Here is a 26,939-nt window from a genome sequence, read left to right as displayed (position 1 = left end):
CATGCGATTTCGGAGAAATCTGCCATGCCATTGCAACTGAAGTCCGTACGGGCAAGGTGTCTGCGGCGCCCCTCGCACGTGAAGCTCGTTACCGGATGTTGGTCTGCGCGTAGGACATAGCCCCTAGAACCGTCGTTGCACGACAACAAAGCGTTGCCCTGCGACGACGCATACGGCGCAGCCCCCTATCCTTGCCGCCATGCCAGCCAATCTGTACGCACTGGGCGCCATCGCCCTCTGGACCCTGCTTGCCTCGCTCGGGGTCTCGCTCAAACACGTTCCACCCTTTCTGCTCACCGGCGTTGCGCTGCTGACCGGCAGCCTGCTGGCCCTGCCTTTTGTGCTGCGGGACCGCGCGCAATGGAAGATTCCCACCGCCACGCTGGCGCTCGGCGTGTATGGCCTCTTCGGCTATCACTTCCTGCTTTTCATCGCGCTGCGGTATGCGCCGGCGGTAGAGGCCAACCTGGTGAACTATCTCTGGCCACTCTTCATGGTGGTGCTGGCGCCGCTGTTTCTGCCTGGGGTGCAGTTACGCACCGTGCATGTGGTCGCAGGCCTGCTGGGCTTTTCTGGCGCGGCCATCGCCATTCTGGGCACAGGGGCCGACGGATCTTCCTCCGGCGGCTGGTCATGGGGCTATCTCCCGGCGCTCGCCTCGGCCTTTATCTGGGCCAGCTACTCGCTGCTGACAAAACGGGTGCCGGCCTTTCCTACCGCAGCCATCGGCCTCTTCGGCCTGGTCTCAGGCGTGCTCTCGCTGCTGTGCCATTGGGCGCTGGAGCCTGCCGCCACGCTGTCGGTGCAAGACTGGCTATTGCTGGCGGTGCTGGGCGCAGGGCCGCTGGGCGCGGCGTTCTTTCTCTGGGACAAGGCCCTGAAGCTGGGCGACGCGCAGCAGATCGGCATCCTCAGCTACCTCACGCCGCTGGGCTCGACTGCGCTGCTGATGGGGGTGAGCGGCCGCGCGCCGAGCTGGAGCATCGCCCTGGCGGCGGTGATGATCATCGGCGCTGCGCTGCTGGGAACAAGAGCCAAATAGGCCCGCAGCCCTTTAAGAACGGGCGCGAGCAGCTCCTGATTCAATAGCAGGCCATAGCACACACACGGCCAGGCCCGGCTCCGCATTGCGCACCTGCAGTTCGGCGCCATGCGCCTCGGCCACCAGCCGGCACAAGTACATGCCCAGTCCCACACCGCCCGTTGCGCGCTGGCGTGCGCCGTCGGTGCGGTAAAAGGGCTCGGTCAAATGTGCCAGTTGCGCGGCGTCCACGCCCGGGCCGAAGTCGCGTACTTCCAGCATCACGCCGCCGCCCGCCGGCTGCAGCGACACCTGCGGCGGCCTCCCGGCGCCGCTGCTGTAGCGCAGCGCGTTGTCCATCAGGTTGCGCACCAGCAGGCGCACGCGCATGCGGTCCAGCGCCAGCGGCGCAAGGCCGGCCGCCAGGTCCAGCACCATCTCTGATGCCCCCGGCACCTCGGTGGCTGTTTCGCGCACCAGCGCCGCCAGGTCCACCGGTTCGCGCTGCAGCGCGGCGTGCGGGCTGGCCAGGCGCTCGCTTTCGAGCAGGTCGCTGATCAGGTCGCGCATCTCGCCCAGGTCGCGCAGCAGCGCCTCGCGTTCGCGCTCGCCGGCACCGGTGCCCTCGGGCGTGGTGGGCAACAGCTCGGCATTGAGCCGCGCACGTGTGAGCGGGGAACGGAGCTCATGGCTCAGCGCCAGCAGCAAGGCGCGTTTGGCGTTCAGCATGCCTTCAATATCGTGCGCCATGGTGTTGATGCGCCCGGCCAGGTCGCCGAGTTCGTCGCGGCGGCGCAGGGGAATTGGCGTTGCGAACTCGCCGCGGCCAAAGCGCTCGGCGCCTGCGCGGATGTCGTCCAGCGGGCGCAGCAGGCGCCGCACATAGGCATAGGCGCCCACGAGCAAGCCCAACAGCAGCGCAAGCGTGATCCAGCCAAACACCCCGTGTGGCGCCGTCTGCCAGGGCGCGGTGCCCGGGCCAAAAATCACGCGGTGGCCGTCGGCCGTGGTCCGGCTCAGCCAGTCTTTGGCGCGGGCGTCAAACACCTTGCGGTCGGGCCTGTCGGGATGCGACTGCCAGTTGACCTGCGGCCCTTCGATGCGGATGGAAATCGGCAGCCGCGCGGCCAGCGCCTGGGCACGTCCCACATCGGGTGGTGAACCCAGGTCAGCCACCAGCCGGTCCATGTAGTCGCTGATCAGCGGCTTGGCCGCGTCGCGCCAGCCCGTTGAAAACGCCCGCTGCATGCCGCTCATGAACACCGCGCCCATGGCCAGCGCCAGCAGCAGGAACACGGTAATCAGCCGCAGCCGCAGCGAATGCTTCCAGCGGTGGCGCCAGCGCTCGGGGCGTGAGCGCTCGCGGGCCCGGCAGTCCCGGCGCGTTTTCCAGCGCCTCATGGCACACCCACTTTGCCGGCGGCAAGGGCATAGCCCGCGTTGCGCAAGGTCTTGATGCAGTCCAGCGGCTCCAGTTTTTTGCGCAGCCGGCTCACCACGATGTCGACGGCGCGCGTGTACAGCTCGGCCTCATGGCCGCGCAGGCGGTTGAGGATGTCGTCGCGGTTGAACACCTTGCCGGGCTCGGCCGCCAGCAGGGCCAGCAATTCAAACTCGGTGCCCGTCAGCTCGACCTTTTCGCCCAGGCGCAGCACCTCGCGCGTTTCAACGTCGATCACCAGCCCCTGGAACACATGGCGCTGGGTGGCCGCAGCCGGTGCGCTGCGCTGGCGCCGCAAAATGGTCTGCAGGCGCGCCACCAGCTCGCGCGGCTCAAAAGGCTTGGGCAGGTAGTCGTCGGCGCCCAGCTCCAGCCCGACCACGCGGTCCATCACGTCGCCGCGGGCCGTCAGCATCACGATGGGGATGTCGCTTTCCTTGCGGATCTCGCGGCACAGCGCAAAGCCGTCCATCTCGGGCAGCATGACGTCCAGGATGGCTGCGTCATACGCGCCGGCGCGCAGCATGGCCAGGCCTTCGCCGGGGCGCAGCGCGCTTTCCAGCACAAAGTCAAAGCGGGCAAAGTAGGCGGCCAGCGGCGCAGCCAGGTGCTCGTCGTCGTCGATCAGCAGGATATGGGGCATAGGATTGGCTACATTCGCTTCAGAAAACTCGCATCGACCTGGAGTTGCTCCTGAAAAAACATCAATGCATCGCGGTTCACATTGTCATGCACAGCAGCCCGATTGACGCCTTGTGGATCCGTACACAGAGCGGGTGCGACGCCGCGCATCTCCGACGTGCACGGCGCGAGAAACACGAAGTGGTCGGCCACGGGGATCTCCGTGTATCGGGCCAATGAGGGGAGCAGTTCCTTCACTTTGATCGCGTTCTCCCTGGCCGGGAGCACGGAATCGGCGCCGGCCGCGTACAGATTCACCGGCCTCGAGACCTGCGACAGGCTTTCGCGGTCAAAGAAGGCTCCCGGCGGGCTCATGACGAACGCGGCGCGGATGCGGTCGTCAGTCTTCGCGATCAACGGGGGCGACGACAGGGAAACCTTTCCGCCACCGGCACATAGAACACTTGTCGGCAAGGCTTTGCAATAGGCACTGAGCAGCTCGAACTTCGGTTTGGCGCCCATCAGCAAGAGGGCCGAATAGCCGCCTGCCGAAAAACCCGCAACGCCCACCCGCCGGGAATCGATCAGGCCCGCAGAGGCCGGAGCCTGCAACAGGAAATCCAGCAGTGCGGACAGTTGCAGCGCTCTTCCAATCAGCACCCGATCGGTGCCGACCCCGCTGCTGTCGCGAAAATTGTCGCCCGGATGCTCGATTGCGGCCACCACGTAGCCATGACGCGCGAGGAATGTCGCTGTATCGTGGTGACTGAACCGGCCGGCACCATTGCCATGCGAGAGCAGCACCATAGGATGGCGCGCACCTATCGGCGCCGCATCCTTCACGGCAGACACAACGACAGCCCCCATCCTGGTTGTTTCAGACGTGGGCGCTGCCGGATAGAACACCGCCGCCTGCATCGGTTGCTGCGTGACAGGATCGGGAAGCTGAATCAGACGAAAGCCGGCTCCGCCGGAAGGTTCAGTGGCGTCCACCACGCCGGCGATCGACGCCAAAGCAACGAGCATGCTGCAAGTTAGCGATTTCAACATCGGGCTCCTTTGAAGCGGAGAAAGGCGCTATTCACCACGGATCTTTGGGCCCGATGCACCCCAGATGGGTGTGCCCGAACCCCGCACCGTACTTGAGCCCGTAACCCAGCAGGCGGTCAAAGCCGATATGCGCGCACCAGACCAACCCAGCCGCCACCAGCATGGGTGCAGCGCCCAAAACGCCAGCCGCCAGCAGGCCGACGGCGCCCAGGTAGGAATGCATGGCGTTATAGGCAGCAGCCCCCACACGCGGCCCGGCCAGGTAGGCCAGGAAAGACAGGTCGGGCAGCAAAAATAACGCTGCAAACCAGCCCCACCCCGCGCCGAACTGGGCGTAGGCCGCAGCCGCCGCAGCCACCACCGCCAGCCCCTCGGCACGCAGCAGCATGCGTACGCCACCGTTGGCGCTACCCGGGGCAGCCACCTTGGCGATGCGACGCACAGCGGTTGCCGCCGTGCGGCCCGCCGGGAAGAAAAGTGCCTCAGCCACGGTAACCCCAGCGGCGGCCGCGCTCCATGAAGTCGCGCACTTTTTGCTGTTGCTCAGGTTTGAGGTTGTCAAAGAAGTCCGCCGCTGCGGCGATCACTTCCGGGCTGCCGGACTGAATCGCGGCGGTTTTTTCCTCGATCAGCTTTTTGGCGCCGGCCTGGTCCAGCTTGTTGCCGGCAAAGAGGCCGCGAACGGCTTCCCGTGGCTCACTGCTGCCGCGCAGGGCCGCGCGCTGTGCCTGCAGCTTGTCGGCCAGCACGGCGAGTTTTTGCTTTTGCGCAGCGTCCAGGTCCAGGCGCGAGCCGATTTTTTCGACCATGCGGGCGCGCGCCTCAGGGGAGCCGGCGTCGCCGTGCCAGCCGTGGCCGCCGTGCGAGCACGCACCCAGGCTGCCGACGATGAGCGCCCCGCCGAAAAGGCCGAGCAGGATTTTTTTAACGCGATGTTTCATGAGGAGCCTCAAAGAAGAAGTGAAGGTTCCTCATGGTGCCCGCGGGGGGCCCTGGGCGGTTTGCAGCGCGGTTGCGGCGTGTTTCGCTTTGTTTCAGCCGCCCTGAATGGGCAGATGGGCAAGATTTAGCAACGTTTTCGGGCTCCAGCCCAATCAGGATGTGCGCGAGCAGCTATGTTTTTAATAGCAATAGCAGCCTGACGGCCATCAACCTTGCAGCATCGTCGCCGGCTCTTCGCAGGCCAGCACCTGTTCGGCCCAGGGCTGCAGCTTGGCGGCATCGGCGCGCAGGATTTGCTGCTTCACCGCCAGGATCTGCGACGGGTGCATGGAAAAGCTGCGCAGGCCCATGCCCAGCAACAGCCGCGTCATGGTGACGTCGCCGGCCATCTCGCCGCAAACGCTGACACCCTTGCCCTGCGCGTTGCATTCGTTGATGGTGTCGGCGATCAGGCGCAGCACGGCCGGGTGGCAGGGGTTGTACAGGTGAGACACCGCCTCGTCGGCGCGGTCGATGGCCAGCGTGTACTGGATCAGGTCGTTGGTACCGATGGACAGGAAGTCGAAGTACTTCAGGAAGAGCTTGAGCGTCAGCGCCGCGGCCGGGATTTCGATCATCGCGCCCAGCCGCACCGGCCCGTACGGAACGCCCTTGTTGTCGAGCAACGCGCGCGCACGGTCGATCAGTGCCATGGTCTGGCGGATTTCACTGCCATGCGCCAGCATGGGCACCAGCAGGTTGACCTTGCCATGGGCGGCCGCACGCAAAATGGCGCGCAGCTGCGTCAAAAACATCGGCGGGTCGGCCAGGCTCCAGCGAATCGCGCGCAGGCCCAGCGCCGGGTTGAGGTGGGTGTCCTGCGCCTTGTGGCGATCCAGTTGCTTGTCGGAGCCGATGTCCACGGTGCGGATGGTGACGGGCAGGCCGTGCATGCCTTCAATCGCCTTGCGGTAGGCCTGGTATTGCTCTTCCTCGTCGGGCAGTTTGCCGCTGCGGCCCATGAAAAGGAATTCACTGCGAAACAGCCCGACGCCGACGGCGCCGGCAGCCACCGCACCCACCGTGTCTTCGGGCATTTCAATATTGGCCAGCAGATCGACTTTCTGCCCGTCGATGGTCAGCGCCGCCGTGTGCTTGAGCCGGTTCAGGCGCTGGCGTTCCAGCTCGCCCTGGCGCTGCTTGAAGCCGTATTCGGCCAGGATGATGGGCGACGGGTCGACGATCAACACCCCGGCCTCGCCGTCGATGATGACCCAGTCGTCCTGCTTGATCAGCTGGCTGGCGCTGCGCGCCCCGACCACAGCCGGGATGTCCATGCTGCGCGCCACGATGGCGGTGTGCGAGGTCTTGCCGCCCACATCGGTGGCAAAGCCGGCAAAGAGGCTCTGCTTGAACTGCAGCATGTCGGCCGGGGAAATGTCATGCGCGATCAGCACCAGCGGCACGTCGGTGGTGTCGTCCAGCAACAGGTCCTGCTGCGACTGCTTGCGGCTGGCGCCGGCCTGGGCCGCGGGCTGCACCGGCGAGGCCACGCCCTTCATGTGGCGCAGGATGCGCTCGACCACCTGCTCGAGGTCGGCCTTGCGTTCGCGCAGGTACTCGTCCTCCATGTCGTCGAACTGGCGCGCAATGATTTCGTACTGCGTGGTCAACGCCCACTCGGCGTTGTAATGGCGGTCGACGATCCAGTGCTTCACGCCGCTGATCAGCTGCTCGTCCTGCAGCAGCATCAGGTGCACATCGAGCAGCGCGGCCAGCTCGTGCGGCGCGTCCTTGGGCAGGTCCTGCTGCAGGCGCGTGATTTCCTCCATCACCGCATTGCGCGACACCCTGACCCGCGTGATCTCGTCTGCCGTCTTGGCGTCGTCCACGAAATAGTGCGCCACGTCGGCGCGGCTGGAGGCCACCAGCACGGCGCGGCCGATCGCGATTCCGCGAGAAACGGCGAGACCGTGGACGGAAAAAGTCATGCAGCGCTCCCATGGTGTTGCGCAGTGCTTGCATCCAGGACGCATTCGAAGCCCGAGAGTTTCACACCCGGCTTCGCGACCAGCCACGCATCAAGCGCGCGCCGGGCGTGCCCGGCTTCCAGCGCCGCGATGCCTAGCCGCCATGAGCCGTCATCGCGGGCCGGCTCATCATGATTGTGACCACCCTCGGCAAATGGCCGGCCTTCAGAGCAGGCTTTGCACAGGGTGTGAAGCGTCTCCGTCCAGTTTTCCATGACGACACTGTCCGATTTAAAGCACGCGTACAAGTCATCCAGATCAGCGCTTGTTGCATCTTCAACAACAACTTCGAATGTCGAATAGGCAGAGGCCTTGAGCACCTGCAGTTCGTCAAAGACAGCCTTCTCCAGGTCGCCGATTTTTCGGTAACCGTTGGGTGCGCCGTCATGCAGCAGCAAATCGCCGTACCGCCGTCCCGAGGCCGCCAGGGGTACGCTTTCAATCACGGCCCGGGCCGGATCGATGCGCCGGGTCCAGATCACTTCGGGCTCACCGTCGACGGCCACCCGAACAGGTGTCGCGCCTATGGGGTAATCGACCGGCCCATCGCCCTCGCCGATGTCGATGCCGTATTGCTTCCAGGCGCTGCGTGCACTGGCCCACTCGCCCAGGGCGGTAGCGGCAATGCCGGCATTCCAGACGGCCCCCTGGCTGGACGGGTCCAGGCGGATGGCCTCCAGGTTCGCTTCCAGGGATTCACGCCATTCGCACCGGTACTTGTGCAGCAGGCCGATGTTGTACCAGGGCGTGGCCCAGTCGGGCCTGAAGCTCAGGGCCTCGCGGTAGCAGGCCAGGGCACGGTCATCCTCGCCTTCGTCGTGAAGCTGGATTCCCCGTTCATTGGCGCGAAACGCCTGGCCCGCCTTTGAAATCCGCTTGGGCATCGGTCATTCCCCTTCGCCGAACTTGTCGGCGATCAAAGCGAGGATGGCGTCCATCGCGGCCTGCTCGTCGTTGCCGTTGGTCTCGACCTCCACGGTGCTGCCCATGCCGGCGGCCAGCATCATCACGCCCATGATGCTTTTGGCGTTGACGCGGCGCTCGCCCTTGCTCATCCAGACCTCGCAGCCAAAGCTGCCGGCGAGTTTGGTGAGCTTGGCGGAGGCGCGGGCATGCAGGCCCAGCTTATTGCTGATGTTCGTGCTGGTCTTGATCATGATTTCGGCGTACCTGATTTTGCGGTGCGGTGATGGCCACCTGCATCACGCCCTGCGTGGCGCCGATCAGCGCGCGCGCTACCAGCGCATCGAGCGACTCGTGACGGTAAGACACGGTGCGCAGCAGCATGGGCAGGTTGATGCCGGTGATGAGTTTGGAATGAACGCCGTCCACCAGCTTTTGCGCCACATTGCAGGGCGTGGCGCCGAACACGTCAACCAGCACCAGGGCATGCGAGGTGCCGAGCTGCGTCAGCATGATGCGCGCCTGGGCCAGGGTTTCTTCGGGCGGCATGTTGGGCTGCACGTCCAGCGCGGAAATACCCGCTGCGTTGTCCGGAAACACATGCAACACGCATTGGCGCAGGGCAGAGGCCAAAGGAGCGTGAGCGATGATGAAAATGCCGTTCATTGCGGTGAATTATCAGCTTTCACACTGAGGAAATACCCATATGAGGCGATACAACAACACAAAAACACGGACATCGCCGCCTGAAAGCTCGCCACCCGTGCCAGGCCCATGGCGGCAAACACGTCAATCAGCAAGCCGATTCCCCACTGCACGGTGAACACGCCGGCGAAAATCATGAGGTTGTAGGCCGAGAGCGCCCGGCCGGCGAGCGAGGCCTTGAACGCCATGCCCACCGCGGGCTGCGCCAGCCCCATGACGCTGCAACCCATGCAAAACAGCGCCCAGCCCAGCCATCCCGTCGAGCTGCCGGCCGCGATATTGACCGCCAGCACGGTGAGGCTGAAGGGCACGCCCCAGGTGATCAGACGGGTAGCGCCCCAGCCGTGCCGCGACAGCCAGGGATTCACCATGCCCCAGCTCCAGAAGGTCACCAGCATGGAGGCATTGATATAGAAGAGGCCGGTGGCGGCCTCCAGCGGCGTATAGCCTGCGACCCTGATCATCCAGGGGCCAGCCCACAAAGTCTGCACGGCCACCAGCCCGCCGTAATTGAAAAATGCCAATGGCGTCATCTTGCGGAAGTAGCGGCTGCGCCAGATCGGCGCGTAGCCGGCATCGGTGCTTGAGGGCACGGTGGTCTCTGTGCTTTCGTGCTTCTTGGTCTGTTGCCACGTAGGTACAACCCAGGCGAGCGCGGCCATCGACAGCAAGATCATCGCGGCCAGCATCCAGAAGAGGGGCCGCCAGCCCGTCAACGGCATCAGCCACTGCACCGGCAGGGTAGACGCCAGCATGCCGAGCGAGCCGGTCATCAGCATCCACGAATTGGCGCGCAGCACCGTGGCCGGCTCATACCAGCGGCGGTAACCCGTGAGCGGCGCCATCAGGCAAGCGCTGACGCCCATGCCCACCAGCACGCGCGAAGCCAACAGCCAGGCAAAGCTGGTGCTCAACGAAAAGGCCAGGCAGCCCAGCACCGACAGCGCCAGAAAGCACAGGATCACGCGCTTGGGGCCGTGGCGGTCCAGCCAGGTGCCCAGCGGCAGCTGCGTGGCGGCAAAGCCCAGGAAATAGCCGCCCGCCAGCAGGCCGAGGTCGCGCGCATGCAGCGAAAACTCCTGCGTGAGCACAGGCGCCAGCGTGGCGGTGATGGCCCGTACCAGCGCCGAGCAGAAATACGCGGCGGCAAACGCCAGGAAAACAATAGCGCCGGTTTTTGCATCCAGCCGGCCCGGGTGCGAACTGGCAGCCGGCGCAGCGGTATTCGGGGAGGTCGGCAAGGAAGCTTCTGCGCTGGTCATGAAAGGCAAGCCACTTTATTCAAACTTGAGGCTGGAGAAAAATGTCTCGGCCACCTCGGGCGCGATGCGCGGGGCATACAGCACCACCTGGAACACCTGCGGGCCTTGCACAAAGTAGGCGGCCTGCCCGCTTACCGGTTTGCCGTCGGGGCCCTGCCCCTCGGCCTTGACCAGCGAGGCCGGTGGCAAGGCGGCGGCGCCGGGCAACTTGAGTGGCGACACCTGCGGCGCAGGCCCGGCCTTCATGTTGGCCAGCGTGAGGCTTTGCCACTGTGCGAGCACGGGCGCCGCTTTTGACGCGTCACCGAGGTCGGCCACCGCCACAGCAAAAGTGGCGCCGCCGGCATCACAACCCAGCATGCGCAAGGTAGTTGCCGGGCCACCCAGTGGAACCACCTTTTCGGCTTTGTCGGGCTTGCAGGGCAAAAGCAGCGCCAGGCGCGTGCCCTCAGGCCGCACTTCGCGCCAGTTCAGCGTGGGGCTACAGGCCACGAGCAAGATCATCACTGACAGGGCAAAGGCGGCGACCGGCCGCGGCGAGAGGTGCGCTGCGCCTCCAGAAATCGTAAGCATGCCTTGGACTTTACAGGGAATCAAAAAAAGCAGCCCGTTTTGGGGCGAAGCTGGGGCAGGCCGCTCCGTCCAGCCCGCTTCAGTACCAATTTTGGGTTGATACAGTCCCGGCCACGCACCAAGCTGGGCACGATGTTTGCTCATGCCCGCATGTGCAGTATGGAAAGAACTCAGGCTTTGCCATGCCATGATGCGGTCCAACAATCACAACCGTTCAATGATGATGGATTTCAAAACACGATTACTGGCTGCGCTGCTGCTATGTGCTGCAAGCCCTGTCTGGGCTTTGGAGCTGCAGAATCAAAACTTTAGCGACGACGAAATTTTCTCGGCTGTCGTTAACCGGTTTAAAAAACCGCTTCAACACCGGTTCAACCCTGCCTCTACGGACGAGCGAAAACCTTTGCTGGTGCTGGGCCCGGCGCTGAAGTTCGGCAAAAAAATGCAGTCCCAATCGTTTATCCACCTGACGCAGCAGGAGCTGGTGGAGCAGCAACAGGCGGTTTTTATATTGGTAGAGAAGGCGCGCCCGAATCCTGAGCGGACCGAACTCTATGTGGACTACGACATACCGAGCAATGCGTCTTTCGGCGTGCTGAAGGTTTATCCCAAAGATGGTGTGCTGGTCGTTGAAAGTCTTGACAGCTTCCGGTCATCCTCAGGCGCAAGGGCCACTTACGGCAAGCTCTACAAGGGCGTGGCTTGCCAGGACAACACGGAAATGGCTTACCGCTGGAACTACTACGAGCGCAGTGGCTCCGGCGGGCGTTGCCCTGACAAGATGTTTACCGAATTTACGGACTACGGCGGTTAACCGAACCACGCCATGCCCGCACCCGCCCACCTTCCCGGCGCCAACCAGCCTGTCTGGCGCGACAAGCTGTCGCAGCTGCTCGAGTCCACCGGTGAAGGCATTTTCGGCATCGACATGGACGGCTGCTGCACTTTCATCAACCGTGCCGGCGCCGAACAGCTGGGCTATGCCCCCGCCGACGTGCTGGGCCACAACATGCACGAGCTGGCGCATCATTCCCATGCCGGCGGCGCGCACTACCCCGAGCACCTGTGTCCCATCTTCAACGCCTTTCGCAAGGCGCTGCCCTGCCGCATCGACACAGAGTTCTTCTGGCGCAAGGACGGCAGTGCGTTTGCGGTCGAATACTCATCGCATCCCATCGTCGAAGGCGGCGTGGTGCAGGGCGCGGTGGTCACCTTTGTCGACATCTCGGCGCGCCGCCAGGCCGAAGACGCGCTGCGCCAGGCGCATGCGGTGCTGGAGCAGCGCGTGAGCGAACGCACCCAGGCCTTGTCTGAAGCGCTGCAACACCTGCGCGAGCTCACCGCCTACACCCACACTGTGCGCGAGGAAGAACGCACGCGCATCGCGCGCGAGGTACATGACGAGCTGGGCAGCCTGCTGGTGGCGCTGAAGATGGATGTGGGCTGGCTCGACAAACGCCTGGGCGAACAGCAACAACGCGAACCCGGCGACGCGCAGGCCATGCGCGACACCATGCGCAGCAAATGCCAGAACATGGGCCGGCTGATTGAAAACGCGGTCGACAACGTGGGCCGCATCATCACCGACCTGCGCCCCAGCATCCTGGACCACCAGGGCCTGTGGGCCGCACTCGACTGGCAGGCGCATGAGTTTGTGCAGTCGGCCGAGCTGGCCCTGGACTGGCAGATGGACGTTGCAAACGCCGCGCCCCTGCCCGAGCCCTCGGCGATTGCCATCTTTCGCATCTTCCAGGAAATGCTCAGCAACGTGGGCCGCCATGCAGCCGCCAGTCGTGTAGCTATCACCATACGGGCCACGGCCAAAGACATCAGCATCGCCGTGCAGGACAACGGCCGCGGCGCCGAAGCCGCCGCCTTTGAAGCGGCCAATGCTTATGGCGTGATGGGCATGCGGGAGCGCGCGCGCCACCTGGGCGGCAGCCTGGAGATCACCAGCCAGGTCGGCCACGGCTCCCTCTTTAACCTTCGGATCCAGTTATGAGCACCCTCAAAATCCTGATCGGCGACGACCACCGCATCGTGCGTGAAGGCCTGAAGCAGGTGCTGGCCGACGCGCCCGAAATTGAAGTGGTAGCCGAAGCAGAGACCGGCCCCGACATCCTGCAGCGGGTCGACGCTTTGGGTGGAGACAAAGGCTTGAGCGCCGTGCTGCTGGACATTGCCCTGCCCGAGCGCGATGGCCTGGATGTGCTGCAGGCGCTCAAGAAAAACTGGCCTCGCCTGCCTGTGCTGATGCTCAGCACCTACCCTGAGAAGCAGTACGCCGTGCGCTGTATCAAGCTGGGGGCGGCGGGCTACCTGAATAAAAGCGCCAATCCCGATGACATGATTGCCGCGGTGCGCAAGGTGGCGGCCGGTGGCCTGTACGTTTCAGCCGCCACGGCCGAAGCGCTGGCCAGCGCCGTCGGCGGCAGCGGGGGACGCAGCGGCGCCGAAGCCCTGTCGCACCGTGAACACCAGGTGTTCCGCCTGCTCACGGCCGGCAAGTCCGTGGGCGAGATCGGCACGCAACTGGGCCTTGCGTCCAACACCGTGAGCACCTACCGCTTGCGCATCCTGGAAAAAACCGGCGCCAAAAACGACGTGGAACTGGCCCTGTATGCCGAGCGCCATGGCAGGGCGCCCGCCGACAGCTGACCGCAACACGTCAAACGGCCTTGTCCTACGGCCGCTGGGGTGCCCATGACCGGAAAAAACACGCACGCTCAGGGCATGCTGGCTGCAGACGGCGATGTCGTTCCGATACCGCCCAGCCCGGACCCACGCTCACCCATCCAAGGAGTATTTTTATGACGACCGTCACCGACGTGATGACCCGCAACGTGCGAACCATGGCCCCCGGCAATACCGTGGCCGACGCCGCGAAAGCCATGCGCGAGCTCGATGTGGGCGTGATCCCTGTGTGCGAGGGCGACAAGCTGCTCGGCATGGTGACCGACCGCGACATCGTGCTGCGCGCCGTCGCTGAGGGCCTGAACGGCGGCACGCCGCTGTCTACCGTGATGAGCACCGACATACATACCGCACGTGAAACTGACGACCTCGACACGGTCCTTGCAGACATGGCGTCCCGCCAGATTCGCCGTCTCCCGGTGCTGGACGGCTCGCAACGCCTGGCCGGCATCATTTCCATCGGCGATATCGCGGTCAAGGGCCAGGACGAAGAGGATGTGGGCCAGTCACTGGCCGACATCTCGTCTCCGGCCTGACCGCACCGCGGGTAAGCCCCGCGCCCTGCGCGAATTTGGTGCGTGACAAAACCTGTGCGCCACCGTAAGCCTGGCGCAACGCTGCTGAAGGTGAAAGAAACCAGCTGACGTATCGGCCTGCGCGCTGCCATAACCAGTGTGGCGGCACCGTTGTTGCTGTTTGCGGGCCGGTTTTTGTAGTGGACGCCCTACACCCTGTCATGGCGTCCACAGCGAAATGCGGCAACTGCCGCGCTTTCGCCCCAATTGGCCAAAATTGGCCCGCCGCTTGCAAGTCAGGCGCATCTTCAACTGAAAGGTGCGCGCCATGTCTGACCGTTTCTCCCCTTACGACGCCGACCGGCCCCTGATGCTCAAGTGCAGCTGCGGCGGCAACCACGCCCAGGCCGACCACCACCCGGAGATGAATGCCGACGGCGCCGCCGCCGAATTGCGCCGGCGCAGCCTGACCAGCGAGTTCGAGGCCTACTCCAACGAATTCATTGAAGCCACGCTGGTCAAGGCCCTGTTCCCGCAGGACGAAGTGCGCCGCCGCTTCCTGCGTGCCGTCGGCAAAGGCACGGCCATGGCCGCTATCGCCAGCGTGCTGCCCGTCGGCACCATGCAGGCCATGGCGCAGGACAAAGGCAAGCTGGAAAAAACCAACCTGAAGATCGGCTTCATCCCCATCACCTGCGCCACGCCGCTGATCATGGCGCACCCATTAGGCTTCTACAGCAAGGAAGGCCTGAATGTTGAAGTCGTCAAGACCGCCGGCTGGGCGCTGATACGCGACAAGATGATCAACAAGGAATACGACGCGACGCACTTCCTCAGCCCCATGCCGCTGGCCATCTCGATGGGCGTGGGCTCCAACCCGGTGCCGATGAATGTGGCCACCATCCAGAACACCAACGGCCAGGCGATCACGCTGGCCAACAAGCACAAGGACAAACGCGACCCGAAGATGTGGAAGGGCTTCAAGTTTGCCGTGCCCTTTGAGTTCAGCATGCACAACTTTTTGCTGCGCTACTACGTGGCTGAAGCCGGGCTGAACCCCGACACCGATATCCAGATCCGCGTGGTGCCGCCGCCCGAGATGGTGGCCAACCTGCGCGCCGGCAACATCGACGGCTACCTCGGCCCTGACCCTTTCAACCAGCGGGCGGTGTATGAGGAAATCGGTTTCCTGCACCTGTTGACCAAGGACTTGTGGAACGGCCACCCCTGCTGCGCGTTTGGCACCTCCACAGAATTCATCCAGAAGAACCCCAACACCTTTGCGGCGCTGTACCGCTCGGTGCTCACAGCCGCCGCCATGGCGCGCGACCCGAAAAACCGCGAACTGATCGCCAAGGTGATTGCACCGCAGGCCTACCTGAACCAGCCCGAAACCGTGCTGGCGCAGGTGCTGACCGGCCGCTTTGCCGACGGCCTGGGCAATATCAAGACCGTGCCAGACCGCGCCGACTTTGACCCTATCCCGTGGCAGTCGATGGCGGTGTGGATGCTGACGCAGATGAAGCGCTGGGGCTATGTGAAGGGCGACATCAACTACAAGCAGATCGCCGAAAAGGTCTTCCTGTTGACCGACGCGAAAAAACACATGGCCGACCTGGGCCAGAAGGCACCGGAGGGCGCGTACCCCAAGTTCACGGTGATGGGCAAGGTGTTTGACGCGGCCAAGCCAGACGAATACCTGAAGAGCTTCGCCATTAACAAGATGGCCTAAAACATGAGCCCCCACGTTCGATCACTGCGTGTATCTCTCTGCCCCCAGAGGGGGCCGTCGCTTGCTCGGGGCGGCCCTTCGCTGCGCGGTCGCTGACATGTTCAAGTCACTGAACTTCAAGGCCACGCTGGTCTCGGTCTTGCTGCTGCTGGTGTTTCTGGCGGCGTGGCAACTGGCCACACTGCCGGCCAACGGCGGCGCAGCCGGGCCAGCGGTGTCCGCCGAGCAGGCCGAGTACCTGAAGATGCTGGGCAAAGACCCGGGCACGGCCAAGGCCGGCGGCTTTCCCACACCGCTGCAAATGGGCCAAACCGCTTGGCGGCACCTGGCCGACCCGTTTTATGACAACGGCCCCAACGACAAGGGCATTGCCATCCAGCTCGGTTTTTCTCTGGCACGCGTAGGCCTGGGCTTCTTGCTGGCGTGCGCAGTCGCCGTGCCGCTGGGTTTTGTGATCGGCATGTCGCCGCTGCTGCGCCGCGCGTTTGACCCTTTCATCCAGGTGCTCAAACCCATCTCGCCGCTGGCGTGGATGCCGCTGGCGCTCTACACCATCAAGGACTCATCGATCTCGGGCATCTTTGTGATCTTTATCTGCTCGGTGTGGCCCATGCTGATCAACACCGCTTTCGGCGTGGCCTCGGTCAAGCGCGAATGGCTCAACGTGGCCAGCACGCTCGAAGTCGGCCCCCTGCGCAAGGCCTTTCAGGTGATCCTGCCGGCGGCGGCGCCCACCATCCTGACGGGCATGCGCATCTCCATGGGCATTGCCTGGCTGGTGATTGTGGCAGCCGAGATGCTGGTGGGCGGCACCGGCATTGGCTACTTCGTCTGGAATGAGTGGAACAACCTCTCACTCACCAACGTGATCTTCGCCATCCTGGTCATCGGCATCATCGGCATGCTGCTGGACCTGGCTTTTGCTCAACTGCAGAAGGTCGTCACTTATGTGGAGTGAGCCTATTGCGCGCGCCCCTGTCGCCACGCCAATGAAAGAACACAACATGCAGCAGGGATTCCTCAAGATCGAAGGCCTGAGCAAAGCCTTTACGCCCGCCCGGCCGGTGTTTGCCGACGTGTCCTTCACCATCAGCAAGGGCGAGTTCGTCTGCATCATCGGCCACTCGGGCTGCGGCAAGACCACCATCCTCAACGTGCTGGCCGGGCTGGACACCGCCACCGCCGGCCACATCTTCATGGAAAACCGCGAGATCGGCGGCCCCAGCCTGGAGCGCGGCGTGGTGTTCCAGAGCCACGCCCTCATGCCCTGGCTCACCGTGCGCAAGAACATCGCGTTTGCGGTGGTGTCACGCTGGGCCGATTGGACCTCGGCGCAAGTCAATGCGCATGTAGAAAAGTTCGTCGCCATGGTGGGCCTGACACCCGCCATCGACAAAAAACCGTCGCAGCTCTCAGGCGGCATGAAGCAACGCGTAGGCATCGCACGCGCCTTCGCCATCCAGCCCAAAATGCTGCTGCTCGACGAACCCTTCGGTGCACTCGATGCCCTGACGCGCGGCACCATCCAGGACGAACTCATGGCCATCGTGCGCGAGACGCAGCAAACGGTTTTCATGATCACCCATGACGTGGACGAAGCCATTCTGCTGGCCGACCGCATCTTGCTGATGAGCAACGGTACCGACAACGAGGGCGTCTACGCGCCCGGCCGCATTGCCGAAGAAGTCATCAACCCGCTGCCGCGAGAACGCACTCGCGCCGGCCTGCACCACCTGCCCGGCTACTACGACCTGCGAAACCACATCGTCGACTTTTTGGTCACGCGCGCCAAGGCGCACTGACCGCACCGCTTTCATTTTTCAGTTTTTACCTTCACCCAAACCACTTCAAACACAGGAGCAAAGAGACCATGAACCGCAACGACATCACCGAAAAAATCATCACCGTCAAAGTCAGCAAAGGCATCACCTGGGAGTCCGTCGCCAAAAAAGTCGGCCTCAGCAAAGAATGGACAACCGCCGGATGCCTGGGCCAGATGACTTTCGACGCCAAACAAGCCAAAGTGATCGGCAAGATTTTTGGCCTCACGGCTGAAGAGCAAAAGTGGCTGCAAGTCGTGCCTTACAAAGGCTCGTTGCCTACCCCTGTGCCCACCGACCCCCTCATCTACCGCTGGTACGAAATCGTCAGCGTCTACGGTACAACGATCAAAGAACTCATCCACGAAGAATTCGGCGACGGCATCATGAGTGCGATTGATTTCAGCATGGACATCGTGCGCCAGCCGGATCCCAAGGGGGATCGGGTGAATGTGGTGTTGTCGGGGAAGTTCTTGCCGTACAAGACTTATTGAATCCGTAGACAAAACGCGGCTTGGATAGCATCGCGATCATTCGTGCTCGTGTTTCAGCGGGTACTCTGCGCCAGTTATCTCCGAGAAGATCGCTGAAACCAACTTGTACGCCTCAGCGCGATCAGGTATTTCATAGTCGGGGATAACCTCTATGTGCTTTGTTTTCTCGAAAGCTACCGTGATATAGGTCAACAGACCCATAACAGACCTCCTAAACTTTGACCCCCCGCTTGCCACGTCTTTTACGCCATGGAAGACAAGTCTGTCGCATAGGATCTTCACCTTCTCCTCTTCGTAGCTGAGCGGTGCTGCGTGATGGGCAAACTGATTTCGTATTGCGCGAACGGTGTGAAGGTCTCTTTGCGCATTCTTGGGAAGAATTCCAATGAGATACGCGAAATCAATTCTTGAGGAGAATGTCCCTAAAGGACCATTGAAATCAAATGCTCGTCGGCTAATTTTCTTGTCCTGCACCATCCTTTTCTCGATAAGCTCCTTTAGTTTGTCATCCAGGAAAGCTGCCGACATGAGTACGGCCCCTCGATCTGTTTCATTGAGAATTGAGGTTCTAAAGTTCACCACCTCTTTCATTCGTGCGCCGGCTTCGGGCGGCATCTGGGTAGCAAACTCGTCAATGATCGACTGCAACTCTGAACGAACTTTCTCGTAGGTTTCTGATGAAATCTTCGGGTCGCGATCCTCGTTGCTCATGGTGGCCTCTTGTGGCAGTTGGTTGTGCTGTAGAAACCTCGGGCTTGCGAAGCCTATGTCCCACACTAGTTCAGGCGCATGTTGTATGTGAACGCGCCCATCGAGAGCGATTTCAACTCTTTTTCCGTGATGTATCCGGTAGCGAGCCGACGTGTCATGTCGATCGCCTGCTGATCCGTACTGACGTCCACTTTCGTGCGAAGAGTTGGCCTCACCAATTTCTCTCCTAGTGAGGTCAAGTAAATGTCATATGTGTTTGATCCCATCCCGCCAGCCGGAAGGAAGTTTCCATCCACATTCTCGATTCGAGCTATAGCGTCGCTTATTGGTTGCTGAGTTTCGTTGCCAAGCAACCAAATCCCGGGGGGAGACACTCGAACGGGATGCACCCCAAGGTTCTTGAAGTTGCAATCAAGCCTAAAAAAACTGGGATTCTGAAGCACCATGACGCACTTCATAACCACGTTCGGCCTGAGTTCATTACTCAGCTTGGTAAAGTCGGTGGTGAGCCTGACTTCATCCGTCCGCGTCCTTCGCTCATCCAGCCGTGTTCGCACCGAGTCGTTCCGCTGAGAAAGTGCCGCAATCTGTTTGTCAAGTTCTAATCTTGACTGTGCGTTTTGTTTGTCAAAATCGAGTCGTAGCAGCGTGACCTGGTTGGCTGTCTCAGTGGTTTTCTGCGCGGAGGCCGCTATTTGTAGTTTTGCTTGTTCAATCGCAAGTGTTTGCGATGCAATCTCAGTTCTGACTTTCTCCGTGAGAATGTAATTCAGCACCGTTGACCCGACCACAGCGGTCGCAGCAATCACGGCTACGACCAATGCCGTGCGGCTAGCGCGGATTGAAGTGGTTTCTGCCCTTGTCTCAGCCTCTGTTCGATCGCGAGTAGGGATCATTACATTTCCAAAGTTCTCAAAGGGAAAAACCTAACGCAGTGCGCCTACTTGCCGCTAGGCGCAATACCATATTTCTGTGCCAACGAGTTAAAGACGAACTGCGCGTCATAGACGAGACCATTGATTTCAGGTTTGCCGTTGAAGCACATGATCGTATTAGTAGTACTCGGCTTCGTAATGAGAAACGATTGACCGCCGGTTGTAGTGGTCGTTGCGCGACCGTAAGCAGTATTGCCGCAGACGCTAGCGCTTCCAGTGGTGGTTGACTGTATCGGCGTTGTATACGTTCCAAAGTCGGAACGCGATCTACCGTCAACAATTACGAAGTGCGTGAACCCGTGCTTGAGTGTCAAATCGGCGCTACGTAACAGCGCCATCTCTTCAGCTCGATCAGCGTTCGTGTATCCATTGCCCTTGAATGACACGCGAAAGACATTTTTATCTAACTGTGTCTCCGTGAATCCGCCAGAAAGACCCTGTGGTTGATAGGCTGTAGCGCAAGCGGCCAATGACAAAACTACAGATACAGCGATAAGAGTTCGCATTTCCAATCTCCGTAAACAACCGACATTGGTAGATGGGCGGTTCTATCTCAGCGTATTCCCGCAAATCCCACCGTACATGCTCGGAAATTCTAGGCTTCCGTGGAGTTCAGACCATCCCCCAATCAGAGGAGTTTGTCGCTTTTTCTGGCATCGCAAGCTGCTCGCTTACCCACCCCAGTTTGAGGCATCACAACAGCTTCGTCGGATCGCCGAGCGTCTTGTTGAGCCGCACCGCCTCTCTAACGAGGCGGCGCGACAAGGCGGTATTGACCTCATCACCCTCGTGAAACTCTCTCGTCGCCATTTCGTACTTGCCACCGGGTTTTAGCAGCGGGTCCATCTCGCGAAGACGCTGCCCACGCCAGAAGCCGAACAGCACGCGGTTTTCTTCCGCGCGAATGAGCAGCGCAGGACCATTCGACAAATAGACCAGATGGCCCCATTTGATGACTTCGTCCAGCGCACCACTCTTCAGGATGCTCTCCCGCAGTTGCTCGACCACACTACGCTGCCAGCCTGACAAGGCGGCGACATAAACATCAGGACTGGCAGCGGGGATGGTTTTCTTAATCATGGCAAATTTTTGCCGTATAAGGCTTACCAGTCCGCGACACGATTGTCAGGGCGCCGCCGGATCGACGAGTGTCTTGTTGAATCGCATCGTTTGCTGGTCGCCACTTATTTGGTGACCTCCCGGACAAACCGGCGAATAGCTTGAGCCTGAAAGGTTATCTCGGTTGCGCCTTGAGTGTGAGGGCTATTGCCCTCACACGATTGAACTTGACCTTCAATGGACTGAAGAGATCCGTCCTGGCGGAAAGCGTCAATCCACTTGATATCCAGATTTTTGCTTCCTGGGCCAAATCTGGTTCTGCGGCTCTCCTCGCGTAAAGTGTTGCGGTCCAAGTTGTAGCCGCTGGGAGAAACGACTTTGCCAGATTCCACGATGCGGCAGCCTGCGGTATTGCCTTGGCAACCCGCCGCACACATGACGGTGGTTCTTGCTGTTTGCTCCTCAGACGCAATCTGAAAGTTGCGTATGCGTGGCAACTCAACGAAGGCGGAGTCGGTGGCTTGTGTTGCCTGATTGGTTGCGTTGACAACAACAAGAAATGCCTTGCTGGGGTCACGGGCAAACAACAACGTTTGGCTCGAGCCTGCTGAAAGTGGGACTGGTGGGTTCATGGGCTTGGCCGTTCCATCGACGGTAAAGACCACCATCGCGTTGCCAGTGACACCGCTCTTTACAGTAACGGCGAGGACACTCTCAGAGTCCTTATTGGCTATCCAGGCTGCAATTGGCTTGTTCCCTTGGCGCGCAACACACTCCGCATAAGCTTGCGCACCCGCAGGGGAGAGTGCGTGGCGATAAAAGCCTTGTTCCACAGAGAACCCGCCGGACGCCGCAAACAGTGACTCAAGCTGRCTCCGCTTCTGTTTGAACTCGTCGTAGCTTCCGTCAAAATAGCCTGGCACCGTCGCCGATCCGCTTTGCTTGACGGATTCGTAGTTTTGCTGATTTATCAGTGACAACACAGAGTATCTGGCCGCGATGTTGTTCTGGACGACTGTCGTGTCAAACGCCATGAGCCGTTCGCACGAATCGGGTTGCCCCAACGCACCGCCAAACGAAAGCGCGAGCGCAACTGTAAAGAATAGTTTTTTCATTTAACCCCTCCTTTTGTCCGTTATTGAGCAAGCAAATCCGGTCAGGGATTCAAGGATTTCGGTATATGGATTGCGGGAGAATGCACCAAATTTGAAGTCACCAGAATCGAAAATCTGCCAATAAATTCTAGGCTTCCAGCCCGTCTTGCCCACCCCCAATCGGAGGAGCTTTCAGCCTTTTTGGTGCTTCCGAGCTAATCGTTTACCCGGCCCTCGTTCGATTCACAGCGGGGTGGCGAGTTCTCCATCGTCCTTCCCCTGGCTTGATCCGAGCTGAAGGCAAAATGCCATACATGAACTCCCTATCCGGCATCCGTATCCTCGACCTCTCCCGCGTACTCGCAGGCCCCTGGTGTACCCAGACGCTGGCTGACCTGGGCGCCGATGTCATCAAGATTGAACGCCCCGGCACGGGGGACGACACGCGCACCTGGGGGCCGCCGTTTTTGAAGGATGCGCAGGGTGCCGATACCGAAGCGGCTTATTACCTGGGCACGAACCGCAACAAGCGATCTGTGACCTGCGACATTGCGCAGCCTGCGGGCCAGGCACTGGTGCGTGAGCTGGCGGCTCATTGCGATGTGTTTGTGGAGAACTTCAAGGTGGGCGACATGGCGCGTTATGGCTTGGACTATGCGTCGCTCAAGGCCATCAACCCGCGCCTCGTGTATTGCTCGGTCACGGGCTTTGGGCAGAACGGGCCTTATGCCGACCGTGCGGGGTATGACTACGCGATCCAGGGCATGGGCGGGCTGATGAGCGTGACGGGTGAGCGCGACGACCTGGGCGGCGGGCCGCAGAAAGTCGGCGTGGCGGTGGCGGATTTGATGACGGGGATGTATGCGACGGTGGCGATACTGGCCGCGCTGCGCCATGCCGAGAAAACCGGCGAGGGCCAGCAGGTGGATATGGCGCTGCTGGATACCCAAGTGGCCATGCTGGCCAACCTGGGCGCCAACTATTTAGTCAGCGGCAAGGCGCCGGGCCGGGCGGGCAATGCGCACCAGAACATCGTGCCTTACCAGGTGTTTGAAGTCGCACCTGCGCCCGATGGCAGCAAAGACCATTTGATTCTGGCCGTGGGCAATGACTCGCAGTATGCGAAGTTTTGCGCCGTGGCCAACATCCCTGAGCTGGCGACTAACCCGCTGTTTGCCACCAACCGCAACCGCGTGCTGAACCGCGGGCAGCTGGTGCCGATTCTGGAAGCGGTGATGAAGACGCGCAGCAAGGCCGACTGGCTGGGTGCGCTGGAGGCGGCAAAAGTGCCGTGCGGCGCCATCAACAGCCTGGCAGAAGTGTTTGCCGACCCGCAGATTGAAGCGCGCAAGATGGTGACGGAGTGGAAGCATCCGGTGAAGGATGATTTGAAGCTGGTCTCCAGCCCCATCCGCATGAGCGCCACGCCGGTGCGCACCGACCTGCCGCCGCCGTTGCTGGGCCAGCATACCGAAGAGGTGCTGCGCAGCGTGCTGAACTATTCCGACGCCAGGTTGTCTGAACTGAAGAGCAGCAAAACCATTTGATGCAGCAACCTTTAACATGGAAGTGACGCAATGAAACACAATTTTGTTCTGGTCCACGGCGCGTGGCATGGCGGCTGGTGCTGGCGGCGTGTGGCGCAGGCGCTGCAGCTGGACCACCACAAGGTGTTCACGCCGACACTGACCGGCCTGGGCGAGCGCGCCCATTTGCTCTCACCCACGATCAACCTCGACACGCACATCAACGACGTGATCAACCTGATCGAGGCGGAAGAGCTGCATGAAGTGATTCTGGCGGTGCATTCCTATGCCGGCATGATCGGCACGGCTGTCACTGACCGCATGCCCGACCGCATCAAGCACCTGGTGTATGTGGATGCGGTGGTGCCCAAGCCCGGCGAGAGCTGGAGCAGCACGCAGGCCAGCGCCACGCAGCAGCAGCGCATGGCGGCGGCGCAGGCTTCGCCCAGCTTCAGCTTTCCGGCACCCGACCCGGAGGTGTTCGGCCTGCACGATGCTGACCGTGACTGGGTGAAGCGCCGGCAGACGCCGCACCCCGGCAACACCTACCAGGCGCCGCTGCACTTTGATATGCAGCGCGTAGCCGCTGTGCCGCGCACTTTTGTCAGTTGCACGCAACCCGCCCTGGCCACCATAGAGCCGAGCCGGCTGCGTGTGAAAGACCCGAAATTCTGGGACGGTGCGTGGCTGCCGAATTCGCGCGTGGTGGAGATCAAGACCGGCCATGACCCCATGATCAGCGAACCGGCTGCGCTGACGAAGATTTTGCTGGAAAGCGCCGAATGAGCCAGGTGGGCCGCCGCCAGTTCACTGCCGCGCTGGCAGCCGGGCTGGCCTTGCCCCAGCTCGCACTGGCCAAAGACACTGCCTTGCCTGTGCCGGCCTCTTTGCCGGCGGCCGCTGGAATCGCCTTCGCCAAAAATGAACCACTCGTGCTGTTGGTCAGCCTGCCCGGCTGCCCTTTTTGCGAGCTGGTGCGGCGCAACTACCTGTTGCCGGCGCAGCGTGACGGCAGCCTGCACGCCTGGCAGCTCAACATCAGCGACCGCACGACGCCGCTGACCGGCTTTGACGGCCAGGTGACGACAGCCGCCGCGCAAGTCGCGGCATGGAAAGCCGGTTTCACACCCACCGTGCTGTTTCTGGGCCCGGCCGGGCAAGACCTGGCGGAACGGCTGGTTGGCCTGGCATCTACCGACTTTTATGGTGCCTATCTGGAAGAGCGACTGGCCCAGGCGCGCAAAGCTGTGCTGGCTCTCCGGTAAATGAAATGCAGACCGCCTCATTCGCAGCCGCGGGACTTCTAGTTGCTATTGTTTTAATAGCTGCTCGCGCAATATTTGATTGGGCTGAAGGCCTTTTTGATGCTTAAAACCGCCCCAAAAATAGCCCCGCAAAGGATTCTGGCGTGTCGCACAGCGTTTTTTGCCCCTGCACAACAACCTGCCAGCCGTCACGCGCATGACTGACCAGGAATCGCTGCTTGCCGCTATCCACGAGGAAGTGGTCTTGCAGGCCTACAACCCAGCCTGGCCCCAGCAGTTTGTGGCTGAGCGGGACCGCCTGCTTGCGCTCTCCCCTCAGCTGCCGGCCCGCCTGATCGACATCCAGCACATCGGCAGCACAGCCGTGCCCGGCCTGGCGGCCAAGCCGGTGATCGATATGCTGGCCGGTGTGGAATCAATCGCGGCGGCTGAAGCGCTTCTGGCGCCGCTGTGCGCCAATGGCTACACGACCTCCGCTGAATTCAATGCCTCGCTGTCTGACCGCAAATGGCTGATGCGCTGGGCAGAGGGGCGCCGCACGCATCACCTGCACCTGGTGGTGCACGGCGGCGAGGTGTGGGCGCAGCGCCTGCGTTTTCGCGACGCCCTGCGTTCGGACCCGGCGCTGGCGGCGCGCTATGCCGCGCTCAAGGCGGAACTGGCGGCCAGGCACCCGGGTGACCGGGAGGCCTACACCGATGCCAAAGCCGCGTTTGTGAACGCAGTGAGCGAAGGCTAAACCTCCCTGCTCCCTACTCCCTACTATTAAGCCGCTGAATTAACCCGCTAGACCTGTACTGAACGCCCTATTCACGCTTGGCAAAACAGTCTTCGGTGGTAAATTCAAACCCGTTCAAGCAGGAGAGCGCTGCCCCACAAGGCAGCCACCGAAGGCGCAAACTTCCATAATCGCTCAGGTCCCGTACTGCCCGGAACACACAGCCGTCTGGAGAGACGCCGCACGCAAGGTGCAGCGCACCGAAGGAGCAAAGCCGAAGCTTGTCATCGACATAAAAGCAACGGCTGAATCTCTCAGGTAACAAGGACAGTGGAAGCGGCCGCAAGCATGTGATGGCTTGGCGGTTGCCACGATTCTTCCGATTCAACAGCAACCCCTGGCACGGCGCTTGCGCTACTGCAATGTTCTGCTTGAATGAAAAGGAATCGCCATGAAAGTCATGGTTTTGGGGGCTGGTGTCACGGGGATCACCACGGCCTGGTATTTGGCGCAGCGCGGCCATGAGGTGACAGTGGTGGAACGCCGCAACGCAGCCGCGATGGAAACCAGTTTTGCCAACGGCGGGCAAATATCGGTGAGCCATGCGGAACCCTGGGCCAACCCGGGTGCGCCGCTGAAAGTGTTGCAATGGCTGGCGCGTGAAGACGCGCCGCTGCTCTTCAGGCTGCGCGCCGATGTGAACCAGTGGCTGTGGGGGCTGGAGTTTTTGCGCAACTGCACGCCGGCGCGCACGGCACAAAACATCAAGCAGATCGTGAACCTGGGCATGTACAGCCGCGGCGCGCTGCAAAAGCTGCGCGCCGAGCTGGGCCTGCTGTACAACGCGCAGACCAAGGGCATCCTGCACTTCTACACCAGCCAGGCCGAGTACGACGCGGCGCAGGAACCCGCGCGCATCATGCGCGAGCACGGCTGCGAACTCGACATGAAGACGGCCGACGAATGTGTGGCGATTGAGCCCGCACTGGCGCAATGCCGCGGCAGCATCGTGGGCGGCAGCATGACGCCCAGCGATGAATCGGGTGACGCCCGCGCGTTTACCGCCGCGCTGGCCGCGCGCTGCGAACAGGCCGGTGTGAAATTTTTGTACAACACCACGGTGCTGGGCCTGGATGCCGCAGAGGGGCAGCTGAACGGCGTGCAGGTGGCGATGGGCAGTGGCGAGGCCGGTGGCAAGGTCGAGATGCTGAAAGCCGACGCGTATGTGATGTGCCTGGGCGCCTTCAGCGCGCAGTGGGCCAAGGTGCTGGGGCAAAGCCTGCGCATCTACCCGGCCAAGGGTTATTCGGTCACGCTGCCCGTGATCAACGAGGCGGCGTCTTACCAGGTGAGCCTGACCGACGACGAATACAAGCTGGTGTTCTCGCGTTTTGGCAACCGCTTGCGCATTGCCGGCACGGCCGAACTCAACGGCTACAACACCGAGCTGAACCTGGTGCGCTGCAACGCCATCGTGCGCCGTGTAAAACAACTCTTTCCCGACATGACGGACGGCGAAGGCGCGCAGTTCTGGACAGGCCTGCGGCCGGCCACGCCGAGCAACGTGCCTTACATCGGCAAAAGCAAGGCCTCCAATGTCTTCCTCAACACGGGCCACGGCACGCTGGGCTGGACACATGCCTGCGGCTCGGGCGCGGCGATTGCGGACATCGTGAGCGGGCGCGTGCCGGAAGTCGACTTTGCGTTTACCGGGATGCCGGCGCCGGAGCGTGTGATGGCATTGCCGGGGATGGCGAAGGCCTGAGCAAGGCCTGAAAAGGGGGTCTGGAGCACAGCGTCCTGCAGCAGGCGGGCGGAAACGGTAATATCGCCCTCCGTTCATCAGCCG

30 protein-coding genes and 1 riboswitch are annotated in these 26,939 nt (G+C 61.9%); of the genes, 14 read left to right on the top strand and 16 right to left on the bottom strand.

What is annotated here, in order from left to right:
- The first annotated feature begins 199 nt into the window (after window positions 1-199).
- Complete coding sequence (locus tag AC1DY9_RS21610; protein ID WP_477667623.1) at window positions 200-1,042, top strand: DMT family transporter; 843 nt, start codon at window positions 200-202, stop codon at window positions 1,040-1,042.
- 12 nt (window positions 1,043-1,054) lie between these two features.
- Here the strand turns inward: AC1DY9_RS21610 and AC1DY9_RS21605 are convergent, their stop codons facing one another.
- From AC1DY9_RS21605 to AC1DY9_RS21555, 11 genes are all read right to left on the bottom strand, one after another.
- Window positions 1,055-2,422, bottom strand: a complete 1,368-nt coding sequence (locus AC1DY9_RS21605; RefSeq protein ID WP_477667622.1) for a sensor histidine kinase — start codon at window positions 2,420-2,422, stop codon at window positions 1,055-1,057.
- Window positions 2,419-3,105: a response regulator transcription factor gene (locus AC1DY9_RS21600; protein ID WP_457281597.1), complete on the bottom strand. Its 687-nt coding sequence runs from the start codon at window positions 3,103-3,105 to the stop codon at window positions 2,419-2,421. Before AC1DY9_RS21600 ends, AC1DY9_RS21605 begins: the two co-directional genes overlap by 4 nt.
- Window positions 3,106-3,113: 8 nt before the next feature.
- The gene (locus AC1DY9_RS21595) at window positions 3,114-4,133 is read right to left on the bottom strand and encodes an alpha/beta hydrolase family protein (protein ID WP_477667621.1); all 1,020 of its coding nucleotides are present in this window, start codon (window positions 4,131-4,133) and stop codon (window positions 3,114-3,116) included.
- A gap of 31 nt (window positions 4,134-4,164) precedes the next feature.
- On the bottom strand, window positions 4,165-4,623 hold the full coding sequence (locus tag AC1DY9_RS21590) for a DUF4260 domain-containing protein (protein ID WP_477667620.1): 459 nt from the start codon (window positions 4,621-4,623) through the stop codon (window positions 4,165-4,167).
- Window positions 4,616-5,074, bottom strand: coding sequence for a Spy/CpxP family protein refolding chaperone (locus AC1DY9_RS21585; protein WP_457281600.1), 459 nt, complete (start codon window positions 5,072-5,074; stop codon window positions 4,616-4,618). The genes AC1DY9_RS21590 and AC1DY9_RS21585 overlap by 8 nt, the downstream gene beginning before the upstream one ends.
- Window positions 5,075-5,281: 207 nt before the next feature.
- Entirely contained in the window at window positions 5,282-7,045 is a 1,764-nt protein-coding gene (gene ptsP, locus AC1DY9_RS21580; RefSeq protein WP_457281601.1) for a phosphoenolpyruvate--protein phosphotransferase, read from the bottom strand.
- Complete coding sequence (locus tag AC1DY9_RS21575; RefSeq protein ID WP_477667619.1) at window positions 7,042-7,968, bottom strand: tetratricopeptide repeat protein; 927 nt, start codon at window positions 7,966-7,968, stop codon at window positions 7,042-7,044. The genes ptsP and AC1DY9_RS21575 overlap by 4 nt, the downstream gene beginning before the upstream one ends.
- Window positions 7,969-7,971: 3 nt before the next feature.
- Complete coding sequence (locus AC1DY9_RS21570) at window positions 7,972-8,241, bottom strand: HPr family phosphocarrier protein (RefSeq protein WP_477667618.1); 270 nt, start codon at window positions 8,239-8,241, stop codon at window positions 7,972-7,974.
- Window positions 8,210-8,653, bottom strand: a complete 444-nt coding sequence (locus AC1DY9_RS21565; protein WP_477667617.1) for a PTS sugar transporter subunit IIA — start codon at window positions 8,651-8,653, stop codon at window positions 8,210-8,212. The genes AC1DY9_RS21570 and AC1DY9_RS21565 overlap by 32 nt, the downstream gene beginning before the upstream one ends.
- On the bottom strand, window positions 8,650-9,954 hold the full coding sequence (locus tag AC1DY9_RS21560) for an MFS transporter (RefSeq protein ID WP_457281605.1): 1,305 nt from the start codon (window positions 9,952-9,954) through the stop codon (window positions 8,650-8,652). The genes AC1DY9_RS21565 and AC1DY9_RS21560 overlap by 4 nt, the downstream gene beginning before the upstream one ends.
- Before the next feature lie 15 nt (window positions 9,955-9,969).
- Window positions 9,970-10,527, bottom strand: a complete 558-nt coding sequence (locus AC1DY9_RS21555) for a hypothetical protein (protein WP_477667616.1) — start codon at window positions 10,525-10,527, stop codon at window positions 9,970-9,972.
- A 217-nt stretch (window positions 10,528-10,744) separates the two neighbouring features.
- Here AC1DY9_RS21555 and AC1DY9_RS21550 point away from each other — a divergent pair, with 217 nt between their 5' ends.
- The 8 genes from AC1DY9_RS21550 (at window position 10,745) to cynS (ending at window position 17,782) form a co-directional block, all read left to right on the top strand.
- Window positions 10,745-11,341, top strand: coding sequence for a hypothetical protein (locus AC1DY9_RS21550; protein WP_477667615.1), 597 nt, complete (start codon window positions 10,745-10,747; stop codon window positions 11,339-11,341).
- A 12-nt stretch (window positions 11,342-11,353) separates the two neighbouring features.
- Window positions 11,354-12,529 carry a sensor histidine kinase gene (locus AC1DY9_RS21545; RefSeq protein ID WP_477667614.1) on the top strand — a complete coding sequence of 392 codons (1,176 nt, stop codon included), beginning with the start codon at window positions 11,354-11,356 and terminating at the stop codon, window positions 12,527-12,529.
- Window positions 12,526-13,185, top strand: a complete 660-nt coding sequence (locus AC1DY9_RS21540; protein ID WP_477667613.1) for a response regulator transcription factor — start codon at window positions 12,526-12,528, stop codon at window positions 13,183-13,185. The genes AC1DY9_RS21545 and AC1DY9_RS21540 overlap by 4 nt, the downstream gene beginning before the upstream one ends.
- 152 nt (window positions 13,186-13,337) lie before the next feature.
- On the top strand, window positions 13,338-13,757 hold the full coding sequence (locus AC1DY9_RS21535; RefSeq protein ID WP_477667612.1) for a CBS domain-containing protein: 420 nt from the start codon (window positions 13,338-13,340) through the stop codon (window positions 13,755-13,757).
- 307 nt (window positions 13,758-14,064) lie between these two features.
- The gene (locus AC1DY9_RS21530) at window positions 14,065-15,468 is read left to right on the top strand and encodes a CmpA/NrtA family ABC transporter substrate-binding protein (RefSeq protein ID WP_477667611.1); all 1,404 of its coding nucleotides are present in this window, start codon (window positions 14,065-14,067) and stop codon (window positions 15,466-15,468) included.
- 97 nt (window positions 15,469-15,565) lie between these two features.
- Entirely contained in the window at window positions 15,566-16,426 is an 861-nt protein-coding gene (gene ntrB, locus AC1DY9_RS21525) for a nitrate ABC transporter permease (protein ID WP_477667610.1), read from the top strand.
- A gap of 31 nt (window positions 16,427-16,457) precedes the next feature.
- Entirely contained in the window at window positions 16,458-17,270 is an 813-nt protein-coding gene (locus AC1DY9_RS21520) for an ABC transporter ATP-binding protein (protein ID WP_477667609.1), read from the top strand.
- 68 nt (window positions 17,271-17,338) lie between these two features.
- A complete protein-coding gene (cynS, locus tag AC1DY9_RS21515) occupies window positions 17,339-17,782 on the top strand; it encodes a cyanase (RefSeq protein ID WP_122954467.1) in 444 nt (147 codons plus the stop codon).
- Between the two features lie 36 nt (window positions 17,783-17,818).
- Here cynS and AC1DY9_RS21510 read toward each other — a convergent pair whose 3' ends face one another.
- From AC1DY9_RS21510 to AC1DY9_RS21490, 5 genes are all read right to left on the bottom strand, one after another.
- Entirely contained in the window at window positions 17,819-18,493 is a 675-nt protein-coding gene (locus AC1DY9_RS21510; protein WP_477667608.1) for a hypothetical protein, read from the bottom strand.
- Window positions 18,494-18,558: 65 nt separating this feature from the next.
- Window positions 18,559-19,389, bottom strand: coding sequence for a hypothetical protein (locus AC1DY9_RS21505; protein ID WP_477667607.1), 831 nt, complete (start codon window positions 19,387-19,389; stop codon window positions 18,559-18,561).
- A gap of 44 nt (window positions 19,390-19,433) precedes the next feature.
- Entirely contained in the window at window positions 19,434-19,934 is a 501-nt protein-coding gene (locus AC1DY9_RS21500; RefSeq protein WP_477667606.1) for a CC0125/CC1285 family lipoprotein, read from the bottom strand.
- A 187-nt stretch (window positions 19,935-20,121) separates the two neighbouring features.
- The gene (locus tag AC1DY9_RS21495) at window positions 20,122-20,508 is read right to left on the bottom strand and encodes a DUF1801 domain-containing protein (protein WP_477667605.1); all 387 of its coding nucleotides are present in this window, start codon (window positions 20,506-20,508) and stop codon (window positions 20,122-20,124) included.
- Between the two features lie 104 nt (window positions 20,509-20,612).
- Window positions 20,613-21,602 carry a hypothetical protein gene (locus tag AC1DY9_RS21490; RefSeq protein ID WP_477667604.1) on the bottom strand — a complete coding sequence of 330 codons (990 nt, stop codon included), beginning with the start codon at window positions 21,600-21,602 and terminating at the stop codon, window positions 20,613-20,615.
- Between the two features lie 293 nt (window positions 21,603-21,895).
- Between AC1DY9_RS21490 and AC1DY9_RS21485 the strand changes: the two genes are divergently transcribed.
- The 5 genes from AC1DY9_RS21485 (at window position 21,896) to AC1DY9_RS21465 (ending at window position 26,855) form a co-directional block, all read left to right on the top strand.
- Window positions 21,896-23,128: a CaiB/BaiF CoA transferase family protein gene (locus AC1DY9_RS21485; RefSeq protein ID WP_477667603.1), complete on the top strand. Its 1,233-nt coding sequence runs from the start codon at window positions 21,896-21,898 to the stop codon at window positions 23,126-23,128.
- A gap of 30 nt (window positions 23,129-23,158) precedes the next feature.
- On the top strand, window positions 23,159-23,893 hold the full coding sequence (locus AC1DY9_RS21480) for an alpha/beta fold hydrolase (protein WP_477667602.1): 735 nt from the start codon (window positions 23,159-23,161) through the stop codon (window positions 23,891-23,893).
- Window positions 23,890-24,372 carry a thioredoxin domain-containing protein gene (locus tag AC1DY9_RS21475; RefSeq protein ID WP_477667601.1) on the top strand — a complete coding sequence of 161 codons (483 nt, stop codon included), beginning with the start codon at window positions 23,890-23,892 and terminating at the stop codon, window positions 24,370-24,372. Before AC1DY9_RS21480 ends, AC1DY9_RS21475 begins: the two co-directional genes overlap by 4 nt.
- Window positions 24,373-24,568: 196 nt before the next feature.
- A complete protein-coding gene (locus tag AC1DY9_RS21470; protein ID WP_477667600.1) occupies window positions 24,569-25,111 on the top strand; it encodes a GrpB family protein in 543 nt (180 codons plus the stop codon).
- 197 nt (window positions 25,112-25,308) lie between these two features.
- Window positions 25,309-25,430, top strand: a riboswitch (glycine riboswitch).
- Between the two features lie 111 nt (window positions 25,431-25,541).
- A complete protein-coding gene (locus AC1DY9_RS21465) occupies window positions 25,542-26,855 on the top strand; it encodes a D-amino acid dehydrogenase (protein ID WP_477667599.1) in 1,314 nt (437 codons plus the stop codon).
- The last annotated feature ends 84 nt before the right edge of the window (window positions 26,856-26,939 follow it).

Source organism: Polaromonas sp. P1_F6, from assembly GCF_056405695.1.
This window is presented reverse-complemented; position numbering and strand designations above follow the sequence as displayed.

Coding starts and splice junctions, on each gene's coding strand:
- AC1DY9_RS21610 (WP_477667623.1), top strand. CDS start 200: ATGCCAGCCAATCTGTACGCACTGGGCGCCATCGCCCTCTGGACCCTG.
- AC1DY9_RS21605 (WP_477667622.1), bottom strand. CDS start 2,422: ATGAGGCGCTGGAAAACGCGCCGGGACTGCCGGGCCCGCGAGCGCTCA.
- AC1DY9_RS21600 (WP_457281597.1), bottom strand. CDS start 3,105: ATGCCCCATATCCTGCTGATCGACGACGACGAGCACCTGGCTGCGCCG.
- AC1DY9_RS21595 (WP_477667621.1), bottom strand. CDS start 4,133: ATGTTGAAATCGCTAACTTGCAGCATGCTCGTTGCTTTGGCGTCGATC.
- AC1DY9_RS21585 (WP_457281600.1), bottom strand. CDS start 5,074: ATGAAACATCGCGTTAAAAAAATCCTGCTCGGCCTTTTCGGCGGGGCG.
- ptsP (WP_457281601.1), bottom strand. CDS start 7,045: ATGACTTTTTCCGTCCACGGTCTCGCCGTTTCTCGCGGAATCGCGATC.
- AC1DY9_RS21575 (WP_477667619.1), bottom strand. CDS start 7,968: ATGCCCAAGCGGATTTCAAAGGCGGGCCAGGCGTTTCGCGCCAATGAA.
- AC1DY9_RS21570 (WP_477667618.1), bottom strand. CDS start 8,241: ATGATCAAGACCAGCACGAACATCAGCAATAAGCTGGGCCTGCATGCC.
- AC1DY9_RS21565 (WP_477667617.1), bottom strand. CDS start 8,653: ATGAACGGCATTTTCATCATCGCTCACGCTCCTTTGGCCTCTGCCCTG.
- AC1DY9_RS21560 (WP_457281605.1), bottom strand. CDS start 9,954: ATGACCAGCGCAGAAGCTTCCTTGCCGACCTCCCCGAATACCGCTGCG.
- AC1DY9_RS21555 (WP_477667616.1), bottom strand. CDS start 10,527: ATGCTTACGATTTCTGGAGGCGCAGCGCACCTCTCGCCGCGGCCGGTC.
- AC1DY9_RS21550 (WP_477667615.1), top strand. CDS start 10,745: ATGATGATGGATTTCAAAACACGATTACTGGCTGCGCTGCTGCTATGT.
- AC1DY9_RS21545 (WP_477667614.1), top strand. CDS start 11,354: ATGCCCGCACCCGCCCACCTTCCCGGCGCCAACCAGCCTGTCTGGCGC.
- AC1DY9_RS21540 (WP_477667613.1), top strand. CDS start 12,526: ATGAGCACCCTCAAAATCCTGATCGGCGACGACCACCGCATCGTGCGT.
- AC1DY9_RS21535 (WP_477667612.1), top strand. CDS start 13,338: ATGACGACCGTCACCGACGTGATGACCCGCAACGTGCGAACCATGGCC.
- AC1DY9_RS21530 (WP_477667611.1), top strand. CDS start 14,065: ATGTCTGACCGTTTCTCCCCTTACGACGCCGACCGGCCCCTGATGCTC.
- ntrB (WP_477667610.1), top strand. CDS start 15,566: ATGTTCAAGTCACTGAACTTCAAGGCCACGCTGGTCTCGGTCTTGCTG.
- AC1DY9_RS21520 (WP_477667609.1), top strand. CDS start 16,458: ATGAAAGAACACAACATGCAGCAGGGATTCCTCAAGATCGAAGGCCTG.
- cynS (WP_122954467.1), top strand. CDS start 17,339: ATGAACCGCAACGACATCACCGAAAAAATCATCACCGTCAAAGTCAGC.
- AC1DY9_RS21510 (WP_477667608.1), bottom strand. CDS start 18,493: ATGAGCAACGAGGATCGCGACCCGAAGATTTCATCAGAAACCTACGAG.
- AC1DY9_RS21505 (WP_477667607.1), bottom strand. CDS start 19,389: ATGATCCCTACTCGCGATCGAACAGAGGCTGAGACAAGGGCAGAAACC.
- AC1DY9_RS21500 (WP_477667606.1), bottom strand. CDS start 19,934: ATGCGAACTCTTATCGCTGTATCTGTAGTTTTGTCATTGGCCGCTTGC.
- AC1DY9_RS21495 (WP_477667605.1), bottom strand. CDS start 20,508: ATGATTAAGAAAACCATCCCCGCTGCCAGTCCTGATGTTTATGTCGCC.
- AC1DY9_RS21485 (WP_477667603.1), top strand. CDS start 21,896: ATGAACTCCCTATCCGGCATCCGTATCCTCGACCTCTCCCGCGTACTC.
- AC1DY9_RS21480 (WP_477667602.1), top strand. CDS start 23,159: ATGAAACACAATTTTGTTCTGGTCCACGGCGCGTGGCATGGCGGCTGG.
- AC1DY9_RS21475 (WP_477667601.1), top strand. CDS start 23,890: ATGAGCCAGGTGGGCCGCCGCCAGTTCACTGCCGCGCTGGCAGCCGGG.
- AC1DY9_RS21470 (WP_477667600.1), top strand. CDS start 24,569: ATGACTGACCAGGAATCGCTGCTTGCCGCTATCCACGAGGAAGTGGTC.
- AC1DY9_RS21465 (WP_477667599.1), top strand. CDS start 25,542: ATGAAAGTCATGGTTTTGGGGGCTGGTGTCACGGGGATCACCACGGCC.